This is a genomic window from Streptomyces sp. MUSC 14 (genome assembly GCF_001866675.1).
GTDB lineage: Bacteria > Actinomycetota > Actinomycetes > Streptomycetales > Streptomycetaceae > Streptomyces.
Genome location: NZ_MLYN01000011.1, coordinates 1 through 25455, shown reverse-complemented (window position 1 = coordinate 25455; position 25455 = coordinate 1). Strand labels below are relative to the sequence as shown.

General features: G+C 68.3%; 21 protein-coding genes and 3 pseudogenes. 14 read left to right on the top strand and 10 right to left on the bottom strand.

The window, feature by feature from the left end:
• Nucleotides 1-17: 17 nt before the first annotated feature.
• The 8 genes and pseudogenes from BIV25_RS46435 to BIV25_RS05890 form a co-directional block, all read left to right on the top strand.
• Nucleotides 18-182: pseudogene (locus BIV25_RS46435) on the top strand (IS5/IS1182 family transposase); the annotation flags it as partial.
• A 176-nt stretch (nucleotides 183-358) separates the two neighbouring features.
• Nucleotides 359-1360, top strand: a complete 1002-nt coding sequence (locus BIV25_RS05915; RefSeq protein WP_371272992.1) for a helix-turn-helix domain-containing protein — start codon at nucleotides 359-361, stop codon at nucleotides 1358-1360.
• A 305-nt stretch (nucleotides 1361-1665) separates the two neighbouring features.
• Nucleotides 1666-3255: an RICIN domain-containing protein gene (locus BIV25_RS05910; RefSeq protein WP_177235167.1), complete on the top strand. Its 1590-nt coding sequence runs from the start codon at nucleotides 1666-1668 to the stop codon at nucleotides 3253-3255.
• A 142-nt stretch (nucleotides 3256-3397) separates the two neighbouring features.
• On the top strand, nucleotides 3398-3661 hold the full coding sequence (locus BIV25_RS05905) for a hypothetical protein (RefSeq protein WP_071371082.1): 264 nt from the start codon (nucleotides 3398-3400) through the stop codon (nucleotides 3659-3661).
• 141 nt (nucleotides 3662-3802) lie between these two features.
• Nucleotides 3803-4240, top strand: a complete 438-nt coding sequence (locus BIV25_RS05900; protein WP_071371081.1) for a hypothetical protein — start codon at nucleotides 3803-3805, stop codon at nucleotides 4238-4240.
• A gap of 251 nt (nucleotides 4241-4491) precedes the next feature.
• Nucleotides 4492-4821 carry a hypothetical protein gene (locus BIV25_RS05895; RefSeq protein ID WP_071371080.1) on the top strand — a complete coding sequence of 110 codons (330 nt, stop codon included), beginning with the start codon at nucleotides 4492-4494 and terminating at the stop codon, nucleotides 4819-4821.
• A gap of 124 nt (nucleotides 4822-4945) precedes the next feature.
• Complete coding sequence (locus BIV25_RS46430; RefSeq protein ID WP_079176437.1) at nucleotides 4946-5236, top strand: barstar family protein; 291 nt, start codon at nucleotides 4946-4948, stop codon at nucleotides 5234-5236.
• Nucleotides 5237-5279: 43 nt separating this feature from the next.
• Nucleotides 5280-5489, top strand: a complete 210-nt coding sequence (locus tag BIV25_RS05890) for a hypothetical protein (RefSeq protein ID WP_071371079.1) — start codon at nucleotides 5280-5282, stop codon at nucleotides 5487-5489.
• On the opposite strand, the gene BIV25_RS52385 is transcribed toward BIV25_RS05890, so the two are convergent.
• A complete protein-coding gene (locus tag BIV25_RS52385; RefSeq protein WP_371272993.1) occupies nucleotides 5490-5909 on the bottom strand; it encodes a BTAD domain-containing putative transcriptional regulator in 420 nt (139 codons plus the stop codon).
• A gap of 84 nt (nucleotides 5910-5993) precedes the next feature.
• On the opposite strand from BIV25_RS52385, the gene BIV25_RS52380 reads away from it, so the two are divergent.
• The 3 genes and pseudogenes from BIV25_RS52380 to BIV25_RS52370 all read left to right on the top strand — a co-directional run.
• Nucleotides 5994-6179: a hypothetical protein gene (locus tag BIV25_RS52380; RefSeq protein WP_071371077.1), complete on the top strand. Its 186-nt coding sequence runs from the start codon at nucleotides 5994-5996 to the stop codon at nucleotides 6177-6179.
• Nucleotides 6180-7126: 947 nt separating this feature from the next.
• Complete coding sequence (locus BIV25_RS52375; protein WP_079176436.1) at nucleotides 7127-7327, top strand: HAD family hydrolase; 201 nt, start codon at nucleotides 7127-7129, stop codon at nucleotides 7325-7327.
• Between the two features lie 18 nt (nucleotides 7328-7345).
• Nucleotides 7346-7519: pseudogene (locus BIV25_RS52370) on the top strand (agmatine deiminase family protein); the annotation flags it as partial.
• A gap of 17 nt (nucleotides 7520-7536) precedes the next feature.
• Here the strand turns inward: BIV25_RS52370 and BIV25_RS05860 are convergent.
• The 4 genes from BIV25_RS05860 to BIV25_RS05845 form a co-directional block, all read right to left on the bottom strand.
• Nucleotides 7537-8310, bottom strand: a complete 774-nt coding sequence (locus tag BIV25_RS05860) for a thioredoxin domain-containing protein (RefSeq protein WP_071371073.1) — start codon at nucleotides 8308-8310, stop codon at nucleotides 7537-7539.
• 2 nt (nucleotides 8311-8312) lie between these two features.
• Complete coding sequence (locus tag BIV25_RS05855; RefSeq protein WP_079176434.1) at nucleotides 8313-8729, bottom strand: hypothetical protein; 417 nt, start codon at nucleotides 8727-8729, stop codon at nucleotides 8313-8315.
• Between the two features lie 115 nt (nucleotides 8730-8844).
• A complete protein-coding gene (locus BIV25_RS05850) occupies nucleotides 8845-9378 on the bottom strand; it encodes a hypothetical protein (protein ID WP_071371072.1) in 534 nt (177 codons plus the stop codon).
• 114 nt (nucleotides 9379-9492) lie between these two features.
• Nucleotides 9493-16716, bottom strand: coding sequence for an RHS repeat-associated core domain-containing protein (locus BIV25_RS05845; protein WP_143076583.1), 7224 nt, complete (start codon nucleotides 16714-16716; stop codon nucleotides 9493-9495).
• A gap of 175 nt (nucleotides 16717-16891) precedes the next feature.
• Here BIV25_RS05845 and BIV25_RS05840 point away from each other — a divergent pair, with 175 nt between their 5' ends.
• Entirely contained in the window at nucleotides 16892-19888 is a 2997-nt protein-coding gene (locus BIV25_RS05840) for an FG-GAP-like repeat-containing protein (protein WP_256255605.1), read from the top strand.
• On the opposite strand, the gene BIV25_RS05835 is transcribed toward BIV25_RS05840, so the two are convergent.
• Complete coding sequence (locus BIV25_RS05835) at nucleotides 19885-20229, bottom strand: hypothetical protein (RefSeq protein ID WP_071371070.1); 345 nt, start codon at nucleotides 20227-20229, stop codon at nucleotides 19885-19887. The genes BIV25_RS05840 and BIV25_RS05835 overlap by 4 nt on opposite strands.
• Nucleotides 20230-20692: 463 nt before the next feature.
• Between BIV25_RS05835 and BIV25_RS05830 the strand changes: the two genes are divergently transcribed.
• Nucleotides 20693-21391 carry an SDR family oxidoreductase gene (locus BIV25_RS05830; RefSeq protein ID WP_071371069.1) on the top strand — a complete coding sequence of 233 codons (699 nt, stop codon included), beginning with the start codon at nucleotides 20693-20695 and terminating at the stop codon, nucleotides 21389-21391.
• Between the two features lie 221 nt (nucleotides 21392-21612).
• On the opposite strand, the gene BIV25_RS05825 is transcribed toward BIV25_RS05830, so the two are convergent.
• The 3 genes and pseudogenes from BIV25_RS05825 to BIV25_RS05820 form a co-directional block, all read right to left on the bottom strand.
• Entirely contained in the window at nucleotides 21613-21822 is a 210-nt protein-coding gene (locus tag BIV25_RS05825) for an alpha-hydroxy-acid oxidizing protein (RefSeq protein ID WP_256255604.1), read from the bottom strand.
• 490 nt (nucleotides 21823-22312) lie between these two features.
• A complete protein-coding gene (locus tag BIV25_RS50800; protein WP_177235166.1) occupies nucleotides 22313-22450 on the bottom strand; it encodes a hypothetical protein in 138 nt (45 codons plus the stop codon).
• Nucleotides 22451-22701: 251 nt separating this feature from the next.
• Nucleotides 22702-23475: pseudogene (locus BIV25_RS05820) on the bottom strand (IS701 family transposase); the annotation flags it as partial.
• 234 nt (nucleotides 23476-23709) lie between these two features.
• Here BIV25_RS05820 and BIV25_RS05815 point away from each other — a divergent pair.
• The gene (locus tag BIV25_RS05815) at nucleotides 23710-24288 is read left to right on the top strand and encodes a chloramphenicol phosphotransferase CPT family protein (protein ID WP_071371067.1); all 579 of its coding nucleotides are present in this window, start codon (nucleotides 23710-23712) and stop codon (nucleotides 24286-24288) included.
• A gap of 215 nt (nucleotides 24289-24503) precedes the next feature.
• Here the strand turns inward: BIV25_RS05815 and BIV25_RS05810 are convergent, their stop codons facing one another.
• Nucleotides 24504-25298, bottom strand: a complete 795-nt coding sequence (locus tag BIV25_RS05810; protein WP_071371066.1) for an alpha/beta fold hydrolase — start codon at nucleotides 25296-25298, stop codon at nucleotides 24504-24506.
• Nucleotides 25299-25455 lie beyond the last annotated feature (157 nt).

The window sequence follows — 25455 nt, the reverse complement described above, 5'->3', positions numbered from 1 at the left end:
CATAAGCGCAGTGTGCTTGGGCGATTGAACGAAGCCTCGGCTGGATCATGATGCACCGCCGCCTCGCCCGCGACTACGAAACCAAACCCGAACACTCCGAGAGCATGATCCGCCTCGCAGCGATCTCCGCCCTCGCCAAACGCGCAACCGGCGAAACCACCCCAACCTGGCGAGACACATGAACCGCAATCACACGCGAACTACACGAACCAGACGTCCTCTCAAGCCCGGGCTCACTCCCATCGAGACCGGACCCGGGTACGACAGCGACCGCTGTGGGCCGAACGGGTGAGGGAACCGGTGCGTTCAGATACCCCGTCATCCTCGAGGGGGCCTTTAACCAGCGGCTTAAGAAGCGGTGAAGAGACAGTTGTTGGACGAGATGGTGTTCCGGAGCGAAGACGTGTCCGCGGCGGACCGGTTCGACTACTGGACCGAGCTTTTGGGCCGTACCCACGCGCCCATGGACCTGCGCAGCGACCACACCGACGACTTCCGGGCCTCCCAGCGCGTGCTGGACCTCGGTGCCGTCACCGTGTGGTCCGCCACGTTCCAGCCGCTGGTGTTCCAGCGCACGCCGAAGCTGATCCGGCAGTCCGACCCCGAGGCCTACCACCTGTCACTCGTCGTACGCGGGACCGGGGCGGGCGTGTGGCGGCACCGGGAGACCGCGTACAAGCCCTACGACCTGTTCATCAACTCGTCCTCGCTGCCGAACGACGTCTACAGCACCGGGGACCTGGTCCAGACCGTGGCGCTGGAGGTTCCCAAGGCTCTGCTGCCGTTGCCTCGCGACATGGCCGCCCGGATCGTCGGCGCGCCGGTGTCGGCCCGGGAGGGCATGGGTGCCCTACTGGCCCGGTTCCTCACCCAGTTGATCGCGGACCCGGCCGCGTACCAGCCCTCCGACCGGCCGCGGCTGGCCGCCGTCGTGACCCCGCTGGTCTCCGCGCTCTTCGCCCATCTGCTCGAAGCCGGCGACTGCCTGCCCCCGGAGACCCACCAACAAGCCCTCACCTTGCGCATCCAGGCGTTCATCCGGGAGCACCTGCACGACCCGGACCTCACCCCGAGCGGCATTGCCGCCACGCACCACATCTCCACCAGCTATCTGCACTGCCTCTTCCAGCACGAGGACGCCACGGTCGCCGCGTGGATACGCCGTCTGCGTCTCGAGGCGGCCCGTCGCGACCTCGCCGACCCGGCGCTCCGCACCACCCCCATCCACACCATCGCCGCCCGCTGGGGATTCCCTCGCGCGGCCGACTTCAGCCGCGCACATCGCGCGGCCTACGGCACCGCGCCCAAGGACCACCGGCACCAGGCTCTGGGACTCATTGCCAAGGGGAGTGTGGACTGATTGCTAACGACTCTTCGGAGGGATTCCGAGATCCTCGGTCCTGGTGCGTCGCAACGCGCACCAGGGCTGGTGCTTCGCGGGGGACAGCGCGAGCCACCGAACGAGAACGGGGACAGATGACTGCGAAGCAACGAGGTCGTCGCAGAGGACGGATCACAGCGGCGCTGGTCGTTCTGACGTCATTGGCGGCGCTGATATCGGGCACTCAGCAGGCGGTCGCCGACGACCCGCCCGTCATCCAGGACCAGAACCACCTGCCGTTCAAGCCCGAGGACGCATCCGGCTTCGTTCTCCATCCTCGGGAGATGCCAGGTGTTGACGAGGGCGAGACAGCGCGGTCGGTGATCGAGGGGGCTGAGGCGAAAGGCGTCGTGTCGAGGGTGACGCCACTGAGCGTGGCCCAGTCGCGGCAGCATGTCGGCCGCCCCCTGTGCCACACGACCGGGATCAACGGCACGCTCAAGTACAACGGCTTCTGCTGGGACGAGACGGACGACAACACCAACGCCTGGGACCCGGCCGGGGGCTGGCACCCGCAGGGATTCACCGCCTCGCACGACGCGGACCCGAGCGGCACGATCGACGGCCACCACCTGTACATGGCGACCTGGTACTACGGGAACGGGGGCGGCGACCACGACCGCAACAAGAAGGCCCGCATCTCCATCCTGGAGTCGACCGGCACGGACTGGAGTTACGGGCACGTGCTGCTCGTGAAACCGACCGGCAGCCGGGACAACCCCGACTTCACCTCGGTCGACGACGTACACGCCGACGGCATGGTCTGGTACGGGAACAGGCTGTTCGTGGCCAACGGCGGCGAACTGCAGATCTACGACCTCAACCACCTGTGGAAGGTGAACTCCATCTCCAAGGGGTCGGGCGTCTCGGGCGGCACATCCTCGGCCGAGTACCACCAATGGGCCCTGCCCATGGTCGCCCGCTATTCGAACCGCACCGAGGCCGAGCAGGACGGCGCCGACCCCAAGGACCGCAGCAACATGTACTGCACGGGGCACATCGCCTGCCTGAGCTCCCTGAGCCTGGACCGCAGTGTGTCACCGCCGCGCCTGGTCTCCGGACGGTACGGGGATGCCACACGCACCGCACCTGTGGATGTGATCCGCTGGCCGATCGAAGACCTCGGCGAGGGCGGCACGTCCCCCGTCACGGCGACGGCCGCCTACGCCGCTCCCATCCACGGCTTGCAGGGCGTGGCCACCGACGGCACGTACTACTACATATCGGCCATGTGCGACACGGACTACGTGCACATCGCCGACCCCACGGACTCAGACGCCTACTACTGCATCTGGCAGACCAGGCCGAACGACAAGATGTCGATCCTCACCCGCGATGCGCCTCTCACTCAGAACCTGTCCTACTCGTTCTCCTCGGGCCGCCTGTGGGGCATGAACGAGCGCAACGGCAAGCGCGTCGTCTTCTCCCTGCTGCCGCGGAGAATCGACGACGCCCAGTACCTGTACAACGACTACAGCAAGCTGTGCGCGGGCGCCGGCGACAAGATCGAGAACAGCGACCCGGTCATCCAGTGGGGTTGCACCGGCGCCCAGGACGAGAAATGGGTGTTCGACGAGACCAAGGACAACAACGGCAACCCCGCCTACACCGTCCAGAACGCGTACTCCGGCAAGTGCCTGGGCACTGGCAGCAGCCTCGACAGCGGCCAGGGCGTGATCCAGTACACCTGCAACAGCGCGGTGGACGAGAAGTGGTGGTACGACCAGGACACCCACGAGCTGCGGAACGTCTACTCGGGCAAGTGCCTGGGCCTGGGCTCCGCCGCCACCAAGGGCAGTCAGCTCATCCAGTGGCCCTGCAACGGCGCCCAGGACGAGCGCTGGACCATCTCCAAGTCCGCCCCCAACGTGTGACCTGAACACCCGCCTCCGACGGCCCGCCGGGAAACCCGGCGGGCCGTCGCGGTCTTAGTCGCGGGGGAACTCGTCGGTCCTGAGGGTTGCGCGAGGCCCTGACCCGCTTCGACGCGGCGCTGGAGTTGGCACCACGAGCGGGGTGGACATCGTCAGGAAGCACGGCGAGCCGTGGATCAAGGTCTCGCCGCTGGGCAAGCAGGAGGATCCCGAGAACCTCGTCGCCCTGAAGGCTGAGATCGAACGCCGCTGGGGCGCCATCGACCTGATCGACATCCTCAAGGAGGCCGAGTTCGCCACCGGCTTCACCAGCGAGTTCATCTCCGTCGCAGCGCGCGAGGCGGTCCCGAAGGCGGTGCTGCGGCGCCGGCTGCTGCTGGTGCTGTTCCGGCCTCGGGACTGGTAGGCCCGCATGTTGAGGTGTCGCGTATTCCAGCTTGGACAGCCCTCTTTGGTCACTCTGGGTGGCGAGGACCGTGTTCGTGGTGCCCCCTCGGACGGATAGGTTCACCGTGGTGCGTTCGAGCCACTTTTGGAGGGGTCACTGGTGGACGTTGTCGCGATCATGGAGGCGCTGGCCGAACAGGACCGGACGGAAGAATCGTATCCTTCTGGTATTCAGCTGAAGTCGATGGGTAGGAAGGCGATACGGATGGCGCTGACTTTCATGGACTCCTATACCCTGTGGCGTAGCTTGCCGTTTCCGTCGGGCGGATCGGCCCAGGGTCTAAAGATGACGTACGCCGATCTGGCGGAAGCCGATGAATACGTCACAACGGTCATCAGGTTCGTGGAACGCGGTATCTTCAAACCGGCACCGGTCGACCTCCTCGCGATGCTCGAAGAGTTGATGCAGCGAATCGATCGGCTTGGCGATGCAGCATCGGATGGCGACCAGGTCGTCGCCCGCCAACAACACGCATACGCAGCCCTGCTCGGCCTCGTTTACCGGAAGTTCCTTGAGACGGGAGGTCCGCATGAATAGCAGAATCACCTTCCTCAGTACCGGCTGACTCGCGTCGGAGTAATGAGGACGGGCTGATTTCAGAGGGCTCGTCGGATTGCCTCCGGCGAGCCCTCTGAGGTGTCTGGCGGCGCCTTACCGAGAACGGCGTTCTCAATACCGATCACTTACCCCAGACGGACCAAGAACGAAGAAGCGACAGACAAGACCTTTCCTGGCCGCATGACCGGGAACTGAGGATTTACTGTTGCTACGGTCGACAGAAGCAACTAGTGAGGGAGTTCGACTCCTACAGCAATGCGGAACCCTCATTTCCCCGACGGACAGGCGAGCGAGCGCAACTGGAGGATGAAACGCTGCGAGATCTTGTCGCCGAGGGCACAACTTTCTTGAAGGTCCTCGAATACTTGTCCCGGCGGGACTCTCACCCCCTCACCCCTCTCGGGTTTCTCAGAATTTTCCAGGAGGAGCTCGGCATCTCGTTCATCGAATCGCGGAACATGTTGGAGTACTTCGACCCCCACATGCAACCGATAGTCGATAAAGCTCTCATCAACGAGCGCGGGCGCCTGCTCCTGCAACAGTTCACTCCAAGGAACTGACAAACCCAGGCAAGGGCCTCACCGAAGCTCTCAGCGGAGCCCTTGAGGGCGTCTTGACACCTGACCAATCTCAAGGCTCCCTTGAGGGCCGGCAAGATACCGACCCAACCGGAAGTGAGAACTCGTGAGAGTTGAAATCGATGGCACGGAAATTCGCTCTGAGGCAGATCTTCATGACCTCTTGTCGCGAACTCTAGATTTCGGCCCCTACTACGGAGCCAACTTGAGCGCTCTATGGGATCGACTATCGACGGACGTAGAACGACCCGTGGAAATCGTCTGGAAGAATTCAGAGATCAGCAAAACAGCACTGGGCGAAAGTCGCTTTGCGAAAATTCACGATCTTCTTCTTCGCGTTCAATCACAGGATCAATCCTCCGGTTGGTCTGATCGTTTCACTGTGACATTCGAATAGCATGTGTCGCGCCCCACCGGATTCCGAACCCGGTGGGGCACTCATGCGTCCGACGGCAAAGCATCAGCCCGAACTTGGCGACGACGCTGCCGCTGACGGCCGGGGCGGCCACGCCGCGCTCAGCCAGGGGCGTCGCCAACGTCGTGGCAAGGTGCTCGTCCTCGACCACGCCGGTCGGTTTGTGCGCCGCGCCTCCGAGGCGCCGACCCAGGCCGACATGGTGTCGTCGGTGGAGCTGGCCACGGCGGACTGATCATCGGGTCTGGCGGGTCCGGGGTGTGATGAGGGCTCGGGTGGCCGGCTCGGGTTCGAGGCCGAGGTCGCTGAGGCGTCTTGCCAGGCGGGTGTAGGTATGCCGGGCCGCGTCGTTGCGCCCGCAGGCCTGGTACAGGCGGATGGCGTGCTGGGCGAGGCGTTCGTGGTCGGGGTGGATGGTGCCCAGGTGCTCCAGCAGTGTCAGGACGGCGTCCCGCTCGCGTGGTGAGGACTCAACGTGCTCGGCCTGGCGGGCCAGGCGGACGACCGCGTCGGTGGCTCTCATGGCGAGGTGTTCGCGGACTGTGTCGGCCCAGAGGTAGTCCCCGCCCTGGGCGGAGGGGCCTCGGTAATGGTCCAGGGCGGCGCTCACAGCGTCCAGGGCATCGCTCAGGTTCCGCTGTCTGAGGCGGAGAATGCTTCTTTCAGGGCGCGGCTGAAGTCTTCGAGGTCTGTGTCTACGAGTTCCGGGTGGAGTTTGTGGAGTTCTCCTTGAAGCAGGATGAATTCCTGGGAGGTGATTCCGGTCGCGGCGCGCAGTGCGCGCCTCACTGCGCGGCGGAGGTTTTTCAGTGCGTTCTGGTCGCTGCCGGGGGGCGAGATGGAGTTTGTCGGCGATGTCGGAGGCGAGGAGTCCGGCGGGATGGGCGGCGAGGAGGGCGAGGAATTCGTGGACTTCACCGCGTAGGTTCATGCCGACGGGATCGTGTTGGCCGCGGGCGTAGAGAGTGATGGGGCCGAGGACGTGGAGACGCACGGGCTTGGTCTGTGCAGGTCGTGATGTCTCGGCTGTGGACGGGCGGGGCCGTGGGTTCTGCGATGGGGGTTGTGCTGGTGGTTCGGGATGCTCGCTGTCGGGGCCGGACGGGGGAAGAGCATGCAGCCGCGGGCACCGGCCGTGGGCGGTGAGGAGGACCTCGGTCACGTCGCGTGCGGCGTCGGGGGTGAGGTGGAACAGTTTGAGCGGCGCGGTGTGTGGACCGGTTGCGCCGACAGCGGTGGTGGTGCCGTCGGCGGCGATGTGCCAGGCGGCTGTGCCGGGCAGCGGGGTTCCCAGGGTGAGGACGATCAGGGTTCCGGGTCTGCTGCGGGCGGCCAGGGCCTGCAGTTGCCCGGTGTGAGCGGCGTCCGGCGCGGCGAGCAGGAGCAGGGTGCCGGGTCCGTTTTTCGGAGGGCAGTCGGGGCTCGCTTGCCCTGTTGTCGCAGGCGTTGTGTGCTGCTCGTCGTGTGTGCGGGCGTGGGTGATCAGGTGGTGTTCTGCGGCTCGGACAGCCTCCGCGAGGTCGGTGCTCTGGGTCAGGGCAGTGAACTGGGAGGGCAGTGCAGGCAGTAGATGCCCTCCCAGGTCCTGGGGGATGACCGCCGTGATGTGCGAAGCCGCGGGGCGCCGGCGTTCGGCGGCGGTGAGGATGCCGATCAGCAAGGCACGTGCGGCACCGTCAGTACCAGGGCCGGTCCAGGCACAGCCTCCGGGAACGGCGAGCTCGTCGAGGCAGACCTCTGCGTCTTGTCGGACACCGATGGTGACTGTGCGGCTTGTGCGGGGCTGCCGGGGTGCAGGACGGCGGGGAGCCAGGAGGTCGTCCTCGGCCTGTGGGCGCTTACGGCGAAGACGCCGACTTTCGACCCTGACTCGTGAAATTGGCGCTCGCCCGTTCATCCGCCGTGCCCCTGGAGACCGTTCTGATCGGCGACACCCCCGCCGACGTCGCGGCCGGTCTGGCCACCGGCGTGCGCGTCATCGCCGTCACGACGGGCCACAGCTCCACTGATGAACTGCGCGCCGCAGGTGTCCGCTCCACGAACCCCGACTTCCTCGCCTCGTGCGCCAACTAATGCGACTGCAACGGCGCGGTCTCCTGCGGCCAGTTCGGCGACAGGCAGGCCGACGCAGCGGCCAGGGCGGCCCTCGCGGGCCTCTGCCCCGGCCGAGTCGGCGAGGAACTCGACATCGACCGGGTGGGAACGGGCGGCGGCAGAATCCACTGTGTCACCCAACAGCAGCCGCCCTCCTCTGCAGCGCGCTAACGGGGCGGGGACACCGCTCAGTCCTTGGTCAGGTCTCCGACACGCCGGGTGAACTCCTCCGCGGTCAGTGGCGCTCCGTCGGACCCGTGCAGGGCGATCGGTGTGGAGTCGATGTCGGCGGAGGGAACGCCCCTGGCGGTGGCGTCGGGTCGGTGGGTGCGGATCATCTTGTTCACCCAGGGGAGGTAGGTCCCCTCCTTGACGGCCTTGTCGAAAGCGGGAGTTCGCAACCCGTCGACCTCGTCCGCCAAATGCAGAAGGCCGTCGTCCGTTCCGGTGCCTCCGGGAGGCACACCGAGAAGCAGGCGGAGGTAGCGCGTGAACCTCCCCGCGTCGGCGTTGGCGGCCGCGCCGAGGGCGTTGAGCGCGTGCCGCGCTTCCCTGCCGGGCGTGACTCCGTCGGGCGAGGCTGCCACCTGGTACTCGATGCGGTACGTGCCCCGGTCGGCGAGGGCTCGCATGGCCGGACCGAGCGCGTCCTCCATGTGACGGCAGGACGGGCAGCCGAGCGCCGTACGGAGGGTGAGGGTGTGCCGTGCGGACAACTTGCCGTAGACCATCGAAGTCCGCTCCTGGCCTGCCGTGTTGGCGGGCACGATCAGCGGTTTTCCGGCGGCCTCGTCCTCGGCAGCCCTGGTGGTGAGGTACACCGCGCCCACGGCGGTGGCGGCCACCGCGCCCGCCGTGATCAGAGCGCGCCTGCGCAGTCGGGCGCGTCTGGCCGCGGCGTCGCGTTCGGACCGCATCCGGTCCCGGGCCGTGCGCCGGCCGTCGGTGTCGCTCGCCGCCACGGCTAGTCGGCCTTCCCGGCGGGCGAGACGGCCACGCAACTGGCCGTGCCGAACTCTCCCTTGGCGGTGGCCCGCTTGGCCTCCTTGCCGTTGACGGTGATCACGCATTGCGCCCGGCCGCCCTTCTCCCCAAGGATCAGGCTGACGGTGGGCGCGGTGGCGATGCCGTTCATGGTGAGCTTCTTCTTCCAGGGCAGCTTCGGATCGTCGACCGATTCGGAGGTGATCGCCCCGTCGCCGCCCTCTTCGTACATCACGGTCTTCACGCCGCTGCCGGTCACTTCATAAACGACCTCGAATTCCTTGGCGTCGAGCTTCTCGAATTCACTCTTCACGGTGCCGTCTGCACAGCCGGCGGCAAGGACCATCAGCGCCGTCGCGGTGATCGTGAGCGGAGTCTTCGGCATGGTGCGGCGCATTCGTTTTCTGCCTCTCGTCGGTGCATGGTGTCCGCGCAGGGCCGGCCTCGGGGGCACGGCAGAAAGAACCGGTGCGGCGGGCACAAGCCGCCGCACCGGTCGCCTTTGCCGCGGCTTACTGCGGGGGGTCGAAGGTTTCGATGTCCTTGCGGTAGGCGGTGCCGGCCAGCGCTTCGCTGATCGTGACCGCGAAGTCGGGGAGCGCGCCCTCGGCCGGGGAGCCGTCCGGCCCGACCGACGCGGGGTCGGACTGCCAGTCGACGAGGTGGACGACGACCGCGTACCTGCCTGCCGGCAGCGGCAGCAACGTGCCTCCGTTGCCCACCTCCTCGAGTCCGCCCAGCACCGCGTCGCCCTGCGAGACCAGCAGGTACGGGTCCGAGGAGACCAACCGGTGCCGCGCCTCGCGCTCGCTGAGCCCGCCCGCCTCGGCGGCGTCCGCCACGCGTACCGTGACGCCGAAGGTCCCGTCACCGCCGACGTTCAGCGGCACGAACACCCCGGCCTCGATCCATTCGGCCAGTTCGTCGTCCTCCACATCGCCGCCGTCGTCGCCGTACCAGGCGGAAGCACCGGGCTTCACCGCCTGCCACAGACCGCACATACCGGCGTCGGTCCTGACGACCGCTTCGATTTCCTTCTTTTCCACTGCGCAATCTCTCTTCCGGGAAACATACGAGGGTGGCGCCGCTCGGGCGCGCGCACCAAAGCATTCCGGATGCGCGCGCCCGAGCAACTTTACGGTGTGGTCCGGGCCTGCTTGTCAGCAGCGTTTTCTGATCGTCACCGAGCAGATGCGGTCGCCATTCTTCAGGCCCTGCTTCTTGATCTGGTTCGCGATTTGAGCGCCGATACTCCGGTTCACCGAAGAGTCGAGAAGCTTCATGTTCCGCACATGGTCGGCGCCGCCCAGCTGCAACTCGATGACGTGGTCGACATCCATGCCGCTCCTGGTCTGGCGCCCCGAGGCCCGCCACATGTCCGCGGCGCTCCTGGAGCCCCGCTTGGACGGAGTAACGACGAGCTTGGCGGCGTTCAGCGCGGCGACCTTCTCGTCAGCGGCGGTGATCTGGGTCGCCGTCCACGACTTCTTGTACTTCAGGTCGAGTGTGGCTCCGCCGCAGTTGTGGGTGAGGAGGTTCTGCCCCGCGCCCGTCGACGCGTAGAAGGTATGGGTGTTCTCGACCGTCAGGTTGTGGACGGTCGCGTTCTGGGTCCATGCCTGGACGGCGCTGATCTGGACCCAGGTGCCGGAGCTGGTCTGGAGCCACTGTCCTGGCACCAGTTCGCCGGCCTTGACCCACTTCTTGAGGTCGGGGACCCAGAAGGGGTGGCCGTCGGTGGCGATCAGCGCTCCGCTGCCGGCCGGCTTCCCGCTCTGGTCGCCGGCCGCACGGACAGTGATCTCGACGAGGTCCTTGGAGCCCTGGCCGATGATCGTGGCGACCACCGGTTCGGCCTTGGTCTCGCCCGTCTCCGGGTCGGTGGCCATGACCTTGTCGCCGGTCTTGACCTCCTCGATCGGTTTACGGCTGCCGTCGGCCATGAGCACGGTCGTGCCGGGCACGAAGCTGTTGACGCGGCAGGAGTCGCCCTGCTGCGGCAGCGCCGCTTCCCTGACCTGCTCCTTGACCTGCTCCTTGACCTCGCTCTTGACCTCCTGCTTCACCTGCTGCTTGATCTGGCGCGAACCCTGCGGCCTGGCCTGCCTGGGCTTCGGCGTCTGCCTGGGCCGGGCCTGGGGCTTCGGCCTGGGCTTCGGCGCCTGCTTGGGCGCGGCGCGGTACTTGGCCGAGCGCTTCGGCGCCGACTTGGCGGCCGTACGCGCCTTGGCCTTCTTCGCCACGCGGGCCGCCAGCTTGCGGGCGGCGTCCGCCCGTGCCTTCGCGGCCGCCTGCTGTGCGGCCCGCTTGCGGGCGGCCGCGGCGGCGGCACGCTTGGCGGCCTCGGCCAGGGCGCGGCGCTTGGCGGCCGCGGCGGCGGCACGCTTCGCGGCGGCGCGGGCCGCTGCGATGGCGGCGCGCTTGGCGGCCTCGCGGGCAGCGGCCCGGATGGCGGCCTGGACCGCGATACGGGCGGCGATGCCGATCAGGATCGGGAAGAAGTTCCCGTCCGGGTCGGACTCGGTGACCGGCGCGTTGTTCGCGTAGGCGTACGGGTTCATCTGCTGCGGGATCCCGAAGTCGATGACCGGGTCCACGGAGATGAAGCGTCCCGTGGTCGGGTCGTACTCGCGGGAGCCGAGCTGGGTGAGCCCGGTGTTCTCGTCCTCGCGGCCGGCGACGAAGCCGCGGTTGCCGGCCCAACTGCTGGGCTTGTCGCCACGGTTCGTACCGAAGGGCGTGAGCAGCCGCCGCTCGACGGGCAGGCCCTCCCGGTCGAGGGCGACCTGGGTGGTGCCGCTGCCGTGGTGGTCGGTCAGCTGAAGATCCAGCTTGCCCTTGCCGTTGGTTCCGTCGCCGTCCTGGGCGGTGCGCACGGTGACCGCGCCGTCCGGGTGCTCGTAGTAGCGGGAGGCGGACTGCCTGCCGTTCTTGTCCACGGTCAGCTCGGTGTCCCCGAGATAGAGCGTGGTGCTGCCGTCCGCGGCACGGTGGATGAGCCGCTCCCCCTCGGCGTCGTAGAGGTTCTCTGTGGTCCGGCCGCCTTCGGTGATCTTGGCGAGGTTGCCCTCGGTGTCGTAGGACAGCTTCTGGATGGTGCCGCCGACCTGGCGCAGTGTCATGTTGCCCGCGGCGTCGTAGGCGTACGTGTTCGCCGTGGTGCCGTCCGGCCCCTTGGACTCCGCCTTGGTCAGCGTCCGGGGCTGGTCCTTGCCCTTGCCCGGGTAGGTGTAGTCACGGGTGACGTCCTTGGCCGTGTCGCCGCCGGGGTCGTGCTCGACGAGCTTGGTGCGGTTGCCCACCGCGTCGTAGCTGTAGCTGTGCCAGTAGGCCTGCGGGCCGCCGACGTTCGCCCTGGACGGGGCGCCTGCGCAGGCGTCGGTCGAGGTCCAGGCTCCGGTCATCCGGCGCAGCGCGTCGTACGCGAAGCACTGGGTGTCGGGCCGGCCCCCGTCCGGCATCGAGGCACCGGGGATACGGGCGATCTCGGTGATGTTGCCGGCCGGGTCGTACGTGTAGCTGGTGTCGTCGATGCGGCTGCCCGCGCTGTCCTTGCCGTCACGGTCGTGGACCGTGCGGGTCAGCCGGCGGGTGTGCTCGTCGTAGAACGACGTCGAGTACACCTTCTTGCCCTGGACACCCGCCTCGCTGCGCAGCAGTTCGGCGGAGGCCGAGTACTGCAGCCCGGACGCGTAGACCGAGAGCCCGGCCAGCAGGGTCGGCAGGTCATCGCTGTTGTAGCGGGTGGCCAGCTTCTCCTTGGCGAGCGGGCCGGTGGCCGGGAGCTGCGTCCACGACGGCAGGCCGAGGCCCGGGGTGTAGCCGAACTCGCTGGCGTAGGTGCCCGCGAGCTTGCCCTCGGAGTCGGGGATGACGATCTGCGAACCGGTCGGCTGGTAGGCCTGGTTGTAGCCGGTGATCTCGTTGCGGTACTCCTTGCCGCCCGCGTGCCGCACGGAGCCCGAGGGCAGGCCCTTGAGCAAGCTGTCGTACGTCCACTCGGCGAGCTTGGTGCCGTCGGTGCCGCCCTCGTGGAGCGAGACCGGCCGGTCCAGCGCGTCGTAGACGGTGGAGACCTTCCTGCCCCGGGCGTCGGTGACGGTGACCGGGCGGTCGTCCTTGTCGTACGTCGTGGTCGTGGTCCCGGCGTCGGGGTCGGTGGCCTTCACCGCACGGCCCCGAGCGTCGTACTCGAACGTCCAGTTGTTGCCGTCGGGGTCGGTGACCTTGGTCAGCTGGCCCTTGTGGTCGTAGTCGTAGGAGGTGTCGTTCCACCGCGTGCGCTCGGCGTTGGTGTACTCGCGCAGCCTGGTGGTCCGGCCCTCGCTGTCGGTGAAGGTGGTCGTGACGGTGTCGCCCTCGGGCGGGAGGACCGTCGACTCGTTGGTTCCCTTGTACTCGGCGGTGGTGGTCTGCTGGTCGTCGCCGTAGCGGCGGGTGGTCTCCTGGACCGGGCGCCCGTGGCCGTCGTAGGTGACAACGGTCTGGTGCGGCACCTTGTTGTCGCCGACGATCAGCAGCTGCTCGCTGACGTCGCCCTCGGCGAAGTAGGAGTCGTTGGTCTTGGTGACCCGCCCCTGGGTGTCGTGGATGGTGTCGCTGACCAGCCGGCCGCCGCCGTGGCCCGGGTCCTGGGACTGGCGCGGACGCAGCAGGCCGTCGTAGATCTCCACCGCGGTGGAGTACTCGCCGTTCTCCTTCAGGCTGCGAGTGATCACTGTCGACGGAGCCGTCTTGGTGATCCTGTACTCGTACTCGGCGCTCGGGGACTGCCCCTTGGCCTTGTCCCGGTTGATGTCCCAGACCTTCAGCAGCCGTCCCAGACCGTCGTACTCCATGTCACGACGGCGGTTGTTGGCGTCGACCACGGCCGTGGTCATGCCGAGCGCCGGATCGGAGTACGTGGTCTCGGTGTGGCCCAGCGGGTTGGTGACGACCGTCTTCGTGGGCATCGCACCCGTGGCGGGGGTGTAGACCGTGGTGGTCTTGTTGCCGTCCACGTCCCAGCCGGCTGTCGGGCGGCCGTACACGTCGTACTCGGTGCGCTCGGCGACCTGGTGGCCCTTGCCGTCGCCGGTCGTCTCCTCGACCGAGGTGATGTCGCCCTTGGTGGGCGCGGCGCCCAGCTTCCCGCCGTCGTAGTAGGTGCGGGTCTCGGAGACCGTGCTGCCGCCCGCGGAGCCGCAGGCGCCGGTGACGGTCTTCTCCTCGGACTCGTGTTCCAGGATCCACTTGTCCGTGTTGCGGGCGTACGAGATCGTCGTGCAGGCGTCGTCGTCCGGGTCGTCGAGGTCCCCGAAGTCGTGTGTCTGCGCCGGCTGGCCGTACTCGTCGTAGCGGGTGGTCTCCTTGGAGCGCTTCCAGCTGCCGTCGGACTGGAGCTCACGCTCCTCGGTGGTCTCCGGGTGACCCATCCGGGCCTCCAGGGCAGTCGTGCCCTGGCGGGCACGGACCGCGGTGACCGTGGAGACCGGGGTGTTCTTGACGGCGGAATCCAGCCTGCCGCCCTCGTCGAGGAAGGTCAGCTTCTCCCTCAACTGGCCGGTGAACTGCGGCTGGTCGGCGATCTTGCCGCCCTCGGAGTCGGTGATCGAGACGCTGCGCTTCTTGCCGTCGGGCAGCTGGTCTCCGTCCATGCCGCGGAAGTACGACTCCTCGGTCATGGTGCGCTTGCCCTCGTCGCCGCCGCGCCCGGTGTACGTGCGGACCTTGCCGTAACCGCGGTACTGGCTCCAGGTGCGGTACTTGGCCTCGGTCAGCTCACCGTCGTCGTACGCCCAGGCCGGGGAGCCGAGGTATGCGTACGAGGTCACCGTCGGCAGGGCGTCGGTGACGTTGTCCTCTTCGCGGATCTCGGTGACGACGTACTTGTGGAACCAGTCCAGGATGGGCTTGTCGGCCCACTCCGGCGTCCAGTACATCGGGTAGCAGCGCATGCCGTTGTCCTGCGGGGACGCGGGCAGTCTCTGCTTGCCGGGCAGCGCCGAGCACTCTCGCTCGGAGTAGGTGACGCCGACCGTCGAGCCGTGTTCGGTGTTGACCGCGCTGACGCGGTACCGGGAGAAGGGCTCAAGACCCTCGAAGCCGTCGACCCGGTTGTCCATCATCTGGCCGGTGAAGGTCACCGGCGGCATCGCGGTGTCCATGCCCGCGGTGTGTCCGGTGTGCTCGATGGCGGCCAGCCACAGTGCGGGGCTGGTGCCGTCGGTCCGCGGGAACGACTGCTTGAGCGTCCAGGTGTGGGCCTTGGCGTAGGAGCCGCCGACCAGGGCCTCGGTGGTGATCCGGGTCAGGCGCTTGGTGGTCCAGAAGCTCGGGGAGAGCTTGTTGGTGCACTTGGCGCCCGCGTCGCACTTGAGGTCGAACGGGACGTCCGGCCAGTTCTTGGCGTTCTCCTTCGTCAGCTTCCCGGGCGCGCAGTCGAAGTCCTTGGAGGGGATGCAGCGCTCGTCGGTGGTGAAGGTGACGCGGGCCGGAGCCTGCGCGGAGAAAAGGGAGTCGGCGCGCTGGCCGTAGTCGATCCGGGTCAGGTAGCCGTCACGGTCGTAGCGGACCGGCTTGTCGGCCTTGCCCAGCTGACCGTAGTGGTTGGTGTCCTTGTTCCACCACAGGCTCATGGCATTGCCGTGCGGGTCGACGACGTAGTCCAGGTTCCAGCGGTAGGCCTGGGTGCACGCGGACTTCTCGAAGGCCGAGTTGTGGCAGGGCTCTCCGGGGTGGTTGCCGAAGACCGGTGCGGTCAGCGTGGAGTTGGTCTCGGGCTTGCCGGCGCTCCAGCCGGGCAGGCGGTTCAGGCCGAACCAGTACTGAGTGCCGTCGGTGGTGGTGAGCACCCAGTGCTCACCGTCGTCGTCGCCGTTGGCCGCGCCCTTCTTGAGCTCGACCCGGGCGCCGTCGTCGTCGGCCGTCTTCCAGGTGCCGGTCTTGTCGTCCTTCACCAGCTCGTTGGACGAACCGTCGAGGGAGACGGTGACGCTGTCCCCGAACCAGCACAGGTCGCCGGTCTTGGTCTTGTTGACGGCGCCGTTGCCCATGTCCTGCTGGCAGGACTGGTAGCGGCGCTCGACGAAGCCCGGCTGGTAGTCCCAGCCCTCGCCGATCCAGGAGGACTGGTTGTTGGTCGAGGACGTACGGCCGTCGATGGCCTGCGAGGAGTAGCCGAGGGCTATCTCGGGCTCCGGGCCGCCGGGGGCATCGGGTGTCTCGATGGGGTGGTTCCAGGAGAAGCCGCCCGCGTGCCCGCCCGCGGCCCAGGAGCCGGACGGGGACAGCGAGGTGGCGTTGAAGCTGCCGGCGGCGCCGGAGGTACCGGCCGCGGCGGCGAGCATCAGCGGCTGACCGGCCGTGAGCGCGACCCGGGCGGTCAGGCGCTGTTCGGTGAGGTCGTTCGCGCTCTTGATCTCGGTGGGCTCGGCGCAGTCGGCGCGGCCCGGATCGGTGGCGGCGCAGGCGGGCAGCTGGACCAGCCTGAGCCGCGAGCCCCAGTCACCGCCGTAGTGCTGTGTGTAGGCGGAGTAGTCGAGCGTGACGTCCACCTTCTGCTCCGGCGGGGCGCGTTGTCCCTCGGCGCTCGCCGCGGCCCGGGCCACGTGGGCGACGCGGCCGGTGACGGCCGAGGAGCGCGGCAGCGGGGCGGCGCTCTCCTCGGCGTGGCCCTTGCCGTCGGAGTCGGCGGAGCCTTCGCCGCCGTCCTCGGCAGAATCGCCGTCCGGCTTCCCGGCCTTCGGCTCGCCCTCCTTGCCGTCCGGCCTCTCGGCCTTCGGCTCGTCGGGCTTTCCGTCCGGCTCCTCGGCCGGCTCGGCCTTCGCTTCGGCGGATTTCTGGGTCTGGCCGGCCGTGCCGGTCAGCTTGACGACCGGACCGTCCGCGCCGAGTCGCGCGGCGGCCTTGCCGCCGAGCATCTCGACCTGGACGCCGTCGAGCGCCGCGGGTGCCGTGCCGCTCGGGGCCGAGCGTGGCGTGCGCCGAGGGGACGGTGTTTCGGCGGGCGCGGCGTAGACAGGCAGATCGCCTGCCTTCGCCTGGGAGCGATCGGCCTTGGCGTCACCCCTGACGCCGTCCTTGGTGCCGTCCTTGCCGGGCGCAGCGGCGGGCGCGCCGGACGCGAACTCCACCTTCGCACTGCCGCGGGGCAGCTTCGCGTCGGGAGCCCGCCAGGGCTTGCCGGCCTCGTCGGGCTTCGCCCTGCCGTCCTTGGAACGGCCGGAGAAGACCGTGCCCTCGACCGGGCGGTCCTGCTGGAGCTTGGGCAGATCGGGCCGGGCCTCCTTGGCCGCGGCGGGCGAGGTCGTACCTATCAACGGTACGAGCAGGGAGAGGAACACCACCGCGATGGTTGATCTCCATCGCTTGCGGCGTGGCCACCAGTCGCGCAAAGCGGACATAAGACCTCTTAAAGTCAAAGTAAATAACTTGTATTGTCTACACCAAGTAGCAACACACCGCCAAAGCACCCCCCTGCGGTCTTTCTGGACACCCTGAAGCGACACCCCCAAGTTCACGCAAAGAAGCGGCCAAGTATCCTGCTGCCCTCATATGCCTTAAATGGGAGGAAAGTTCGTGATATTCAGGGGTGGCCGCTCCAGACCGTACGGAGTTCTGCACATACGGGCCGGAGTACTCGCGCTCATCGTCGGCACCACCGGCCTCGGACTCGCGCCGACCGCGTCCGCCGCGGGCACGTCGTCCACCGCGAGGGCCGCCGCCACCGCCGGGGGCGACACCCGCACCGAACTGGAGGCACTGGACCAGGCGCGCAGCACCGGCAAGCCCGTGGAGGTGACCTCGCTGCGCACCGAGAAACAGGAGGTCACCGCCAACCCCTCGGGCACCCTCACCCTGACCCAGCACGCCCAGCCGGTGCGCGCCCGCAAGAACGGCAGGTTGGTGCCGGTCGACGCCACGCTGGAGCTCCAGGGCGACCGTGTCGCTCCCAAGGCCACCACCTTGGACGTGACGTTCTCCGCCGGCGGCGACACCACCCTCGCCACGCTGACCGAGCAGGGCCGCACGCTCTCGCTGCGGTGGCCGCAGAAGCTGCCCCGGCCGCAGCTGGCGGAGAACGAGGCCACCTATCCCGAGGTGCTTCCGGGCGTCGACCTGAAGGTCCGTGCCACCAGCGAGACGGTCGGCCAGGTCCTCGTGGTCAAGAACGCCGAGGCCGCCAAGAACCCCGAGCTCGAGCAGTTCCAACTGGGGCTCGAAGCCGAGGGGTTGCGCATCGAGGAGAACGAGGAGGCCGGCACACTGCGCGTACTGAATCCGGCCGGCCAGGAGCTGTTCTCCTCGGGCACTCCTCGCATGTGGGATTCCTCCACGGGCCGGGACACCGTACGAGCCGAGAACTCCACGGCCGCGGCCCGGCTGCAGCCCTCCGGCACCGCTGCCCCCGCCGGTGACCTCGAACCCGGTGCGCGTAGCGCCGACGTCGACATGTCGTACGCGGGCGGAAAGCTCACCCTGACCCCCGACCAGTCGCTGCTGAGCGGGAAGGACACCGCCTACCCGGTCTACATCGACCCCACCTTCGGCGGTGTCCGGCAGGCGTGGACCATCGCCTACAAGCCCGCGCCCAACTCCTCCTTCTGGAACGGCACCGGCTGGGGCGGCTCCGGCAAGAAGACCACCGAGGCCCGAGTCGGCTACGAGCGCGAGACCGGCGGCACCGCCCGCTCCTTCTTCCAGATGGACTCCCGGTCGCTGGCCGGAGTCGAAGTGATCAACGCCCAGTTCACCATCGTCAACACCCACTCCTGGACCTGCGCGGCCAAGCCCGTGGAGATCTGGGACACCGGCCGCATCTCATCCGCGACCACCTGGAACAAGCAGCCCGACTGGAGCCGGAGGATCCAGACGAAGAACTTCTCGCACGGCAACGAAAGTGTGGGCTGCGCGGACAAGGGCGTCGACTTCGATGTCACCTCGATGGCCAAGGACGCCGCCGCAAAGAAGTGGACGAACATGACGCTCGGCCTGCGGGCGAGCAACGAGTCGGACACCGGCAGCTGGAAGAAGTTCAACAGCAACCCGAAGCTGATCGTCGAGTACAACCGCGCGCCCAACGCCCCCACCGCGTACGGCTCCAACCCGTCCGTCGCCTGCCACGCCGACCCCTACCCGGCGATCGGCAACACCGACGTCCAGCTGTATGCCAAGATCAGCGACCCGGACGGCGGCACCGTCAGGGCCCGCTTCATCATGTGGCCGACCGGGCAGACCGGCAACGTCTTCGACAAGACCATCTCGGTGAGCAGCGGCAGCGTCGCCAAGGTCATGGTCCCCAAGTCGACCTTCAAGGACCGCACTTCGTACTCCTGGCAGGTGCGTGCCGACGACGGTCGCACGGTCTCCGCGTGGACCCCCAACCCGCCGTGCCGCTTCACGGTATACAAGGACCGCCCGAGCAGCGTGCCCGGCGTCTCCTCCGCCGAGTACCCCATCGCCAAGGACGGTGACGACGCTCCCGAGTGGGGCGCACCCGCCCGCACCCCCGGAACCTTCACCATCTCCAACGGCGGCGCCAAGGACGTGGTCAAGTACGTCTACGGGCTGAACCAGAAGAACCCCACGACCGTCGCCACCCCGTCCTCCCCCGGCGGCAGCATCGAGGTCAAGCTCACCCCGTCCAACGCCGGTCCGCACGTCGTGTACGTCTACAGCGAGGACCGGGCGGGCAACCGCTCCGACACCGGCGCTCACCTCTTCTATGCCTCCAGCACCGGTGTCAAGGACAAGCCCGGTGACCTGAACGGCGACGGCACCCCAGACAAGTGGGCTGCCTACCCCGACGGCAGGCTCTACATGTACCCGGGCAAGGGCAAGGGAGAGTTCGGCAGCCGGCTGCCGGCGGCCGAGACCGGTTTCCAGGACACGCTCATCACACGCCGCGGTGACTTCACCAACGACGGTTACGAGGACCTGGTGGCCCGGCACCCCGACGGCAAGCTGTGGCTGTACGCGAACACCGGATTCGGCGCCGTCGACACCGAGAACCGACAGGAACTGGGCCAGTTCGAGTCACAGCTGGACACCTCGAAGATCGACCAGGTCGCCGGAGCAGGCGATGTCTCCGGTGACGGCTACCCCGATCTGCTCGCCCGCGTCGGCGACAGCGTCTGGCTGCTCGTCGGCCACCCGGCCGGATTCATCGACGAGGCCTACCCGATCGCCGACAGCGGCTGGGCCAGGCGCACCCTCATCGCCCCCGGCGACATGACAGGCGACGGCCCGCTCGACCTGCTGGCCCGCGACGACGCGGACGGCAGGATCTACCTCTACCGAGGTGAGTCCGACGCCGACACCGGCGGCACCGTGCCGGCCAGCCTGGTCAGCGGCACACCCGGCGTGTACGGGGCCAAAAGCTGGCAGACGGCCAACCGCCCGATGATCATCGCGCCGGGCGACGCCGACGGCGACGGTGTCACCGACCTGTGGGCGGTCACCGCCGACGGCCAGAACGGCGACCTCCTCTTCTATCCGACCCGGCCCGGCGGCTTCGTCGACGGCGACCCGGTGAAGGTCGGCTGGGGCTACAAGGTGATCGCCACGATCGCCTAGGAGCCGACTTCCCAGTTCATCGGCAGCGTGCCGTGCTGATTCCGGCCAGACAGGGAGTCAGCGCGGCGGCTCGGTCCGTCCACGTCCGGTCGAGACTTGGCGACGCGTAGGCTCAACACCCCGGCCAGACGGGCACCCGCGCGGCCGGCCACCGCGAGAGCGATCGAGGTCAACTGCTCACGCACCAGCGGCGTGTAGCGGACATCCGGACTCGTCAGGCCCGCGATCTGCTCGGCGAACGTTACGGCCCGGCACGCCGGGTTCTGGCACTTGAACCGCCGCACCAGCAGCGCGCTCACCACATTGACGCCACCGACCGCGGTATCCGCAAGCCGTCGCATGTACCGGTCATGCACTCGGAGCGACCGCACTACCGCAATGTGCACAGTACGCACCCGGCGAGCGGGCCCGCGCATGCATCGTGACCATCCCAGCCACCGTCCGCTCGACCAACTCCACCACGACACCCGCCAGATGAGGGAACAACGCCTCCGAACTCCGCGAAGAACACGCGAATCATGATCACAGCCGTCACTGACACCGGCAGCGTGGGCGCAGCCTTGGACCTGCGCGCCGCGCAGGTCCCAACAGGGCGGCCCACAGCGCGGGTTCGGCCCCATTCGTGAGGCATCATGGCCGGTCAGCGATGGCGTACCGGCTTGGCGGGAAGATCGCTGGGTATAGTGCAGGCGATTCGGGGAACCGGCAACCCAAAGTCGGTCGAGCTCACGCGCTCCCTCGTGTTCATCGGCGTCCGGGGCGCCGGCGGGGCCCCGATGACCACATCGCTGAGGAGGCCGTCCCATGGAACCCGCCACGCTGATCACCGGTGGCTCGACCGGAATCGGCGCCGCCACCGCCCGCGCCCTGCTCAAGCAGGGCCACCGCGTGGCCGTCACCGGACGTGACGCGGACAAGCTGGCCGTCTTCGCTGCTTCGGCCGGAGCGGGCGAGCGGCTGCTGACGATCAGCGGCGACACCAGCGACGCGCACGACGTCGCCTCCGCCGTGCGCCGCGTGGTGGAGGCGTGGGGCCGGCTGGACAACGTCATCGCCAACGCCGGTTTCTCACTGCCCGGCAACCTGGAGAGCCACGCCCCCGAGGACATGCGCGCCATGGTCCTCACCAACGTCCTGGGCCCGGCCCTGCTGGTGCGGGAGGCCCTGCCGCACCTGCGGGAGTCCAAGGGCCGGATCGTGATCACCGGTTCGGTCGCCGGGGTGCGCAACACGCCCGGCAACCTCTACTCGGTCACCAAGTGGGCCGCCCACGCACTGGCCGAGAACACCCGGCTGCTGGTCGGCAAGGACGGGGTCGGCGTGACGGTCGTCGCCCCCGGGGTGGTGGACACCCCGTTCTGGAACGAGCGCGGCGGCACCCCCGAGGCGGCGCCGGTGATGACCGCCGAGCAGGTCGCGGACACGATCGTCTTCGCCGTCAGTCAGCCCGCGGGCGTGGACATCAACCACATCACCATGCGGCCGACCGGACAGGCCGGCTGACGCCGCGCTCCCAACGACCGTACGACAAGGCGCCTCCGGCCCCGCCGCATACCACGCCGTCCAGGCCGAAGGCGGGTGACCACACCCTTCAGCACCAGGGGCAGGGAGGTCACTACGCACAGCCCGGCGAGATCCGCCCGGGTGATCGAGGCGTCGAACTGCTCCTCGGACTGCCGGGCGATGGCCGACTCCCCCGTCCCGGCCGCCGCGCGAGGCGGCCATCACGTCGTGCGCCACGTTGACCGCCCGGATGCCCGGGACACCGCGAACCCGTTGACGGCCTCCCGCGGACGGAACGCCACCCCGGGCGCGTCGACGGTGAGGACCAGCGCGCGGAAACCGGCAGGCTCGGCCCGGCGGACCAGATCACGGCGCCTGAGCCGATACAACTGCATCCACAGCGAGCCGGTGGCCGCGGCGGCGATGTCCACTGACACCCACCGCGTCACGAGATCAGCGCCAGAGCCGAAATACATGACCGCCGACAGCCAGGGGAATGCCCCGGCCTCGGGCGTCGCGGACGTTCTCCATCTGGAACACAGAGGGACGGGTGATGAGTTCACTGCCGCGAGCCCCTCGACGCCCCCGCCAATGAGCAGCGCCCCGGTCTCTTCGCTCTCGACACCCCGCTGAACCGCATCGTCGTCGACTGGCAATGACGCCCCACGCGCATCCGCCGGTGCCCACCAACACATGGCCAGCGGGCACCGTCTCGTTCGCAGCCATCACTTACGCAGCAGGGGACACATGGACCCGCACGGACCAATAGTCCAGCGCTTCCCACTCGTCGCCCGATTCCGGCCCGCCGACCTGCCCGTGTGCGAACACGCGTGCAACCTTGTCGAGTTCGCGGCCACCGCGGTGAAGAAGCGTGCCCAAGGGCTCGCATCGGCCGTCTAACGTCAGCTCGGTTGCCGCGGTTCAGTCGGGTGTCGCACCGATGTGCGCCAGCACCCGCCGCTGATATTCGGCACGGTCGCGCAGGAGGCTGATGCTGACGACAAGCCGGTCATCATCGAGCGGGAGGAACACCGGCCCGGCAACCGGCAGCGCGGTCACCTGAAGTCGGAATCCTCCGACACGGACCCCTGTGGTCTGCTCATGCTCGCGCAGCGCGTCCCGCAGCCTGGGAACGGTGCGCGTGGTCCTGGTGGCCTCGGCGACCTCCCGCTTGCGGGCGGCGCTCCACCGCTGAAGCGTGTCGAGGTTCCCCTCGACGGCCCGGCCGAGCAGACCCTCCGACGGCCACTGGAGCCCCGGCCCGTCCTGCCCGTCAGGGGAGAGCGCGCGGTCCCCGCCAGGCCGGATGCGGTGATGGCAACCTGGGCCCAGTCGTACCAGCGATAGCCTTTCGCGCCCATTCCGGCGGACAGCTTCTGCCAGGCCCGCTTGGGAATTTTCTTGGCCAGGCAGTCGGCGCGCTGGGGTCCGGCCGAGGTGGGGACGCGGTGGGTGCTGGAGACCGCGAGCACGTAGCCGAGCTGCCGCTTCTCCAGGGCGGCGCGCAGGTGGGGGTTGTCGCCGTAGACCTCGTCGCCGGTCGCCCAGGCGGCCGGGACTCCCGCGTCCAGGGCGCGTTCGATCATCTGCCGGGCGAGCTGCGGCTTGGTGGCGAAGGCGACGTCGTCGGGTACGCCGGCTTGTCGACAGCGTTCCGGGTCGCTGGTCCAGGACTTGGGCAAATAGAGGGCGCGGTCGATGCCGGCGTGGCCGTGCTGGGAGGCGTAGGTGAGGTAGACGGCGACCGGGGAGTTCTCGATACGGTCGGCAGTTCCGGTGTATTGACGCTGCACGCCGACGGTGCACGCGCCCTTCTTCAGGTCCCCGGTCTCGTCGACCACCAGCACGGCCTGGTCGTGGGCCAGGTGCTCGACGACGAAGGCGCGCAAGTCGTCCCGGACGAGGTCGGCGTCCCACTTGGCCCGGCCGAGCAGGTGCTGCAGTCCGTCCGGGCTGGTGTCCCCGATGTGTTCGGCGATCGTCCAGCAGTTCTTGCGTGGCAGGTCCGCCAGGAGCCCGAGCACCAACTGCCGTGCCCGAAGCCGGGGCTCGACCCGTGCAAAGCGGCCCTCTATCCGGCTCATCAGACCTGCGAACATCGCCTGCCAGCGGGCAGGCATTACGCTGTGACCTGCGGCCACCGCCTCATCGTCAGTCCACACACCTCACGATGATCACCGGTGGCCGCAGCTGTCATGGCACCAGCCCTCACCAGCTCGATCACTGCGGATTCGGATCTGCTGCGAATCCTGCTGACCGGCCGAGATTCGCTGGAGATCCCCTGAACGCGGCACCGACTGACATGTGATCATGCCGATATGGCATCTGGTCGGATCATCTTCCTCAACGGCACCTCCAGCTCAGGGAAGTCGAGCATCGCCCGGGAGCTCCTGGACATCCTGGACGATGGCGTCTACTTCCACCTGGCGGTCGACGGCTTCAACGCGATGCGCACCAAGCGGGAACTCGGGGCCGCAGATCTCGACGCCGCGCTGCGGCGGACCAGGATGGGCTTCCACCGCTCGATCGCGGCCATGGCCGAGGCGGGCAACGACATCGTGGTCGACCATGTGCTAAGCGAGCCGTGGCGGCTGCTCGACTGCCTGACGGTGCTACGGCCTGATGACGTGCTGTTCGTCGGTGTCCACTGCCCGCTGGACGAACTGGGCCGCCGCGAGCTGTCCCGGGGCGATCGCCCGTCGGGCCTCGCGGCGCACCAGTACGACCTGGTCCACGGCCACGGTGACTACGACCTGGAGTGCGACACCAGCGCGGCAAGCCCACGCGAATGCGCACAGCGGATCAAGGAGTTCCTCCCGCACCGCCCCAGTCCCACCGCCTTCACCCGCCTCCGCCGACGCTACCTGACGGGCAGCCAGGAATCCCCGACAGCGTGATGGCACGCCCACTCAACGTGCTGTTCTCCCCGTTTTCGTCGTCTGAGCCCAAGCCCGATCCGCACAGGCAAGGGCTTGCACATGTGACTGAGCACTTCACTTGGCGGATGAGTGCTTCAGTTGGCGAGGAAGTTCTCATCGATGCAGGTGGCGAGCCTGCAGGAGTACTCGCTCAGTGCGGCGGCCGGCGGTGAGTAGACGGATGTGGACCCGTGTCAGACCGCGGCGAGGAAGCCGCGGACCGCAGTCGCGAAGCCGACCGGATCGTTGGCGTATACGAAGTGGTCGGTCTCCAGCTCGACGAGGTGGGTGCCGGGGCGTCGGGTGGCCATCTGTTCAGCCTGCTCCGCCGGCAGCACGCCGCCCTTGGCACCGCGTACCAGCAGCGCCGGGCATGTGGAGCCGGACCAGTCGGCCCAGTGGTCGCCGTGCACTTGGTCCTCCGAGTCGTAGATGTCCTGGGGGTGGAAGTGCAGACCCCAGGTGCCGTCCGGCCGCTCGTGGACGGCTGACTCGAAGTGCGGTGCGAACGGGCCGAGTTGCGCGACGAACGCCTCCCGGTCGGGGGCGCTGCCCTCCGGCAGGTTCAGGACGAACGCCAGTGGATTGCTGCCGTCCAGGCCGAGTTCGGCGCATCCCTCGGCATTGATCAGCGCGGTGACGCGTTCAGGGTGGCGGGCTGCGAACTGGTAGGCGTTGATCGCGCCGAGTGAGTGGCCGAGGAGGGCCGCCCGGTCCAGACCCAGGTGATCCATGAGGGCTTTCAGGTCGGCGAGGTAGCCCTCCCGGCTGTAGTCGGCTGCCCGGTCGGACTCGCCGTGGCCGCGCTGATCGGGGGCTATGACCCGCCACTCCGGGGCGAGACGGGCGGCGAGCTCGGCGTACGACAGGCCCTCGGACATGTGCCCGTGCAGGGCGAGCAGCGGCCGGCCGGGGCCGCCGAAGTCCACGTGGGAAAGGGTGCGGCCGTCGACGGTGAGCGCGGAGCGCTTGTTGGTGTCGGTGTCCATGGCTTCACCGTAGAGTAGATCTATACGTGCGTACAAGACGTTTGTTTAAGACGCTCGTATGAATCTCGGGATGCCGCGTACATGCCGCCACCTACCGCGCTCGACTCGCCAACTGCCGCGCCAATTGGGTCTGCTGCAGGTTTGGGTGACAGGTTCG

What these genes read in the sequence shown, in the direction of transcription:
- BIV25_RS05910 (WP_177235167.1), top strand. Translation starts at nt 1,666, where the DNA reads ATGCCAGGTGTTGACGAGGGCGAGACAGCGCGGTCGGTGATCGAGGGG.
- BIV25_RS05890 (WP_071371079.1), top strand. Translation starts at nt 5,280, where the DNA reads ATGCGTCCGACGGCAAAGCATCAGCCCGAACTTGGCGACGACGCTGCC.
- BIV25_RS52380 (WP_071371077.1), top strand. Translation starts at nt 5,994, where the DNA reads ATGAATTCCTGGGAGGTGATTCCGGTCGCGGCGCGCAGTGCGCGCCTC.
- BIV25_RS05855 (WP_079176434.1), bottom strand. Translation starts at nt 8,729, where the DNA reads ATGCGCCGCACCATGCCGAAGACTCCGCTCACGATCACCGCGACGGCG.
- BIV25_RS05845 (WP_143076583.1), bottom strand. Translation starts at nt 16,716, where the DNA reads ATGTCCGCTTTGCGCGACTGGTGGCCACGCCGCAAGCGATGGAGATCA.
- BIV25_RS05835 (WP_071371070.1), bottom strand. Translation starts at nt 20,229, where the DNA reads ATGCGACGGCTTGCGGATACCGCGGTCGGTGGCGTCAATGTGGTGAGC.
- BIV25_RS05830 (WP_071371069.1), top strand. Translation starts at nt 20,693, where the DNA reads ATGGAACCCGCCACGCTGATCACCGGTGGCTCGACCGGAATCGGCGCC.
- BIV25_RS05815 (WP_071371067.1), top strand. Translation starts at nt 23,710, where the DNA reads ATGGCATCTGGTCGGATCATCTTCCTCAACGGCACCTCCAGCTCAGGG.
- BIV25_RS05810 (WP_071371066.1), bottom strand. Translation starts at nt 25,298, where the DNA reads ATGGACACCGACACCAACAAGCGCTCCGCGCTCACCGTCGACGGCCGC.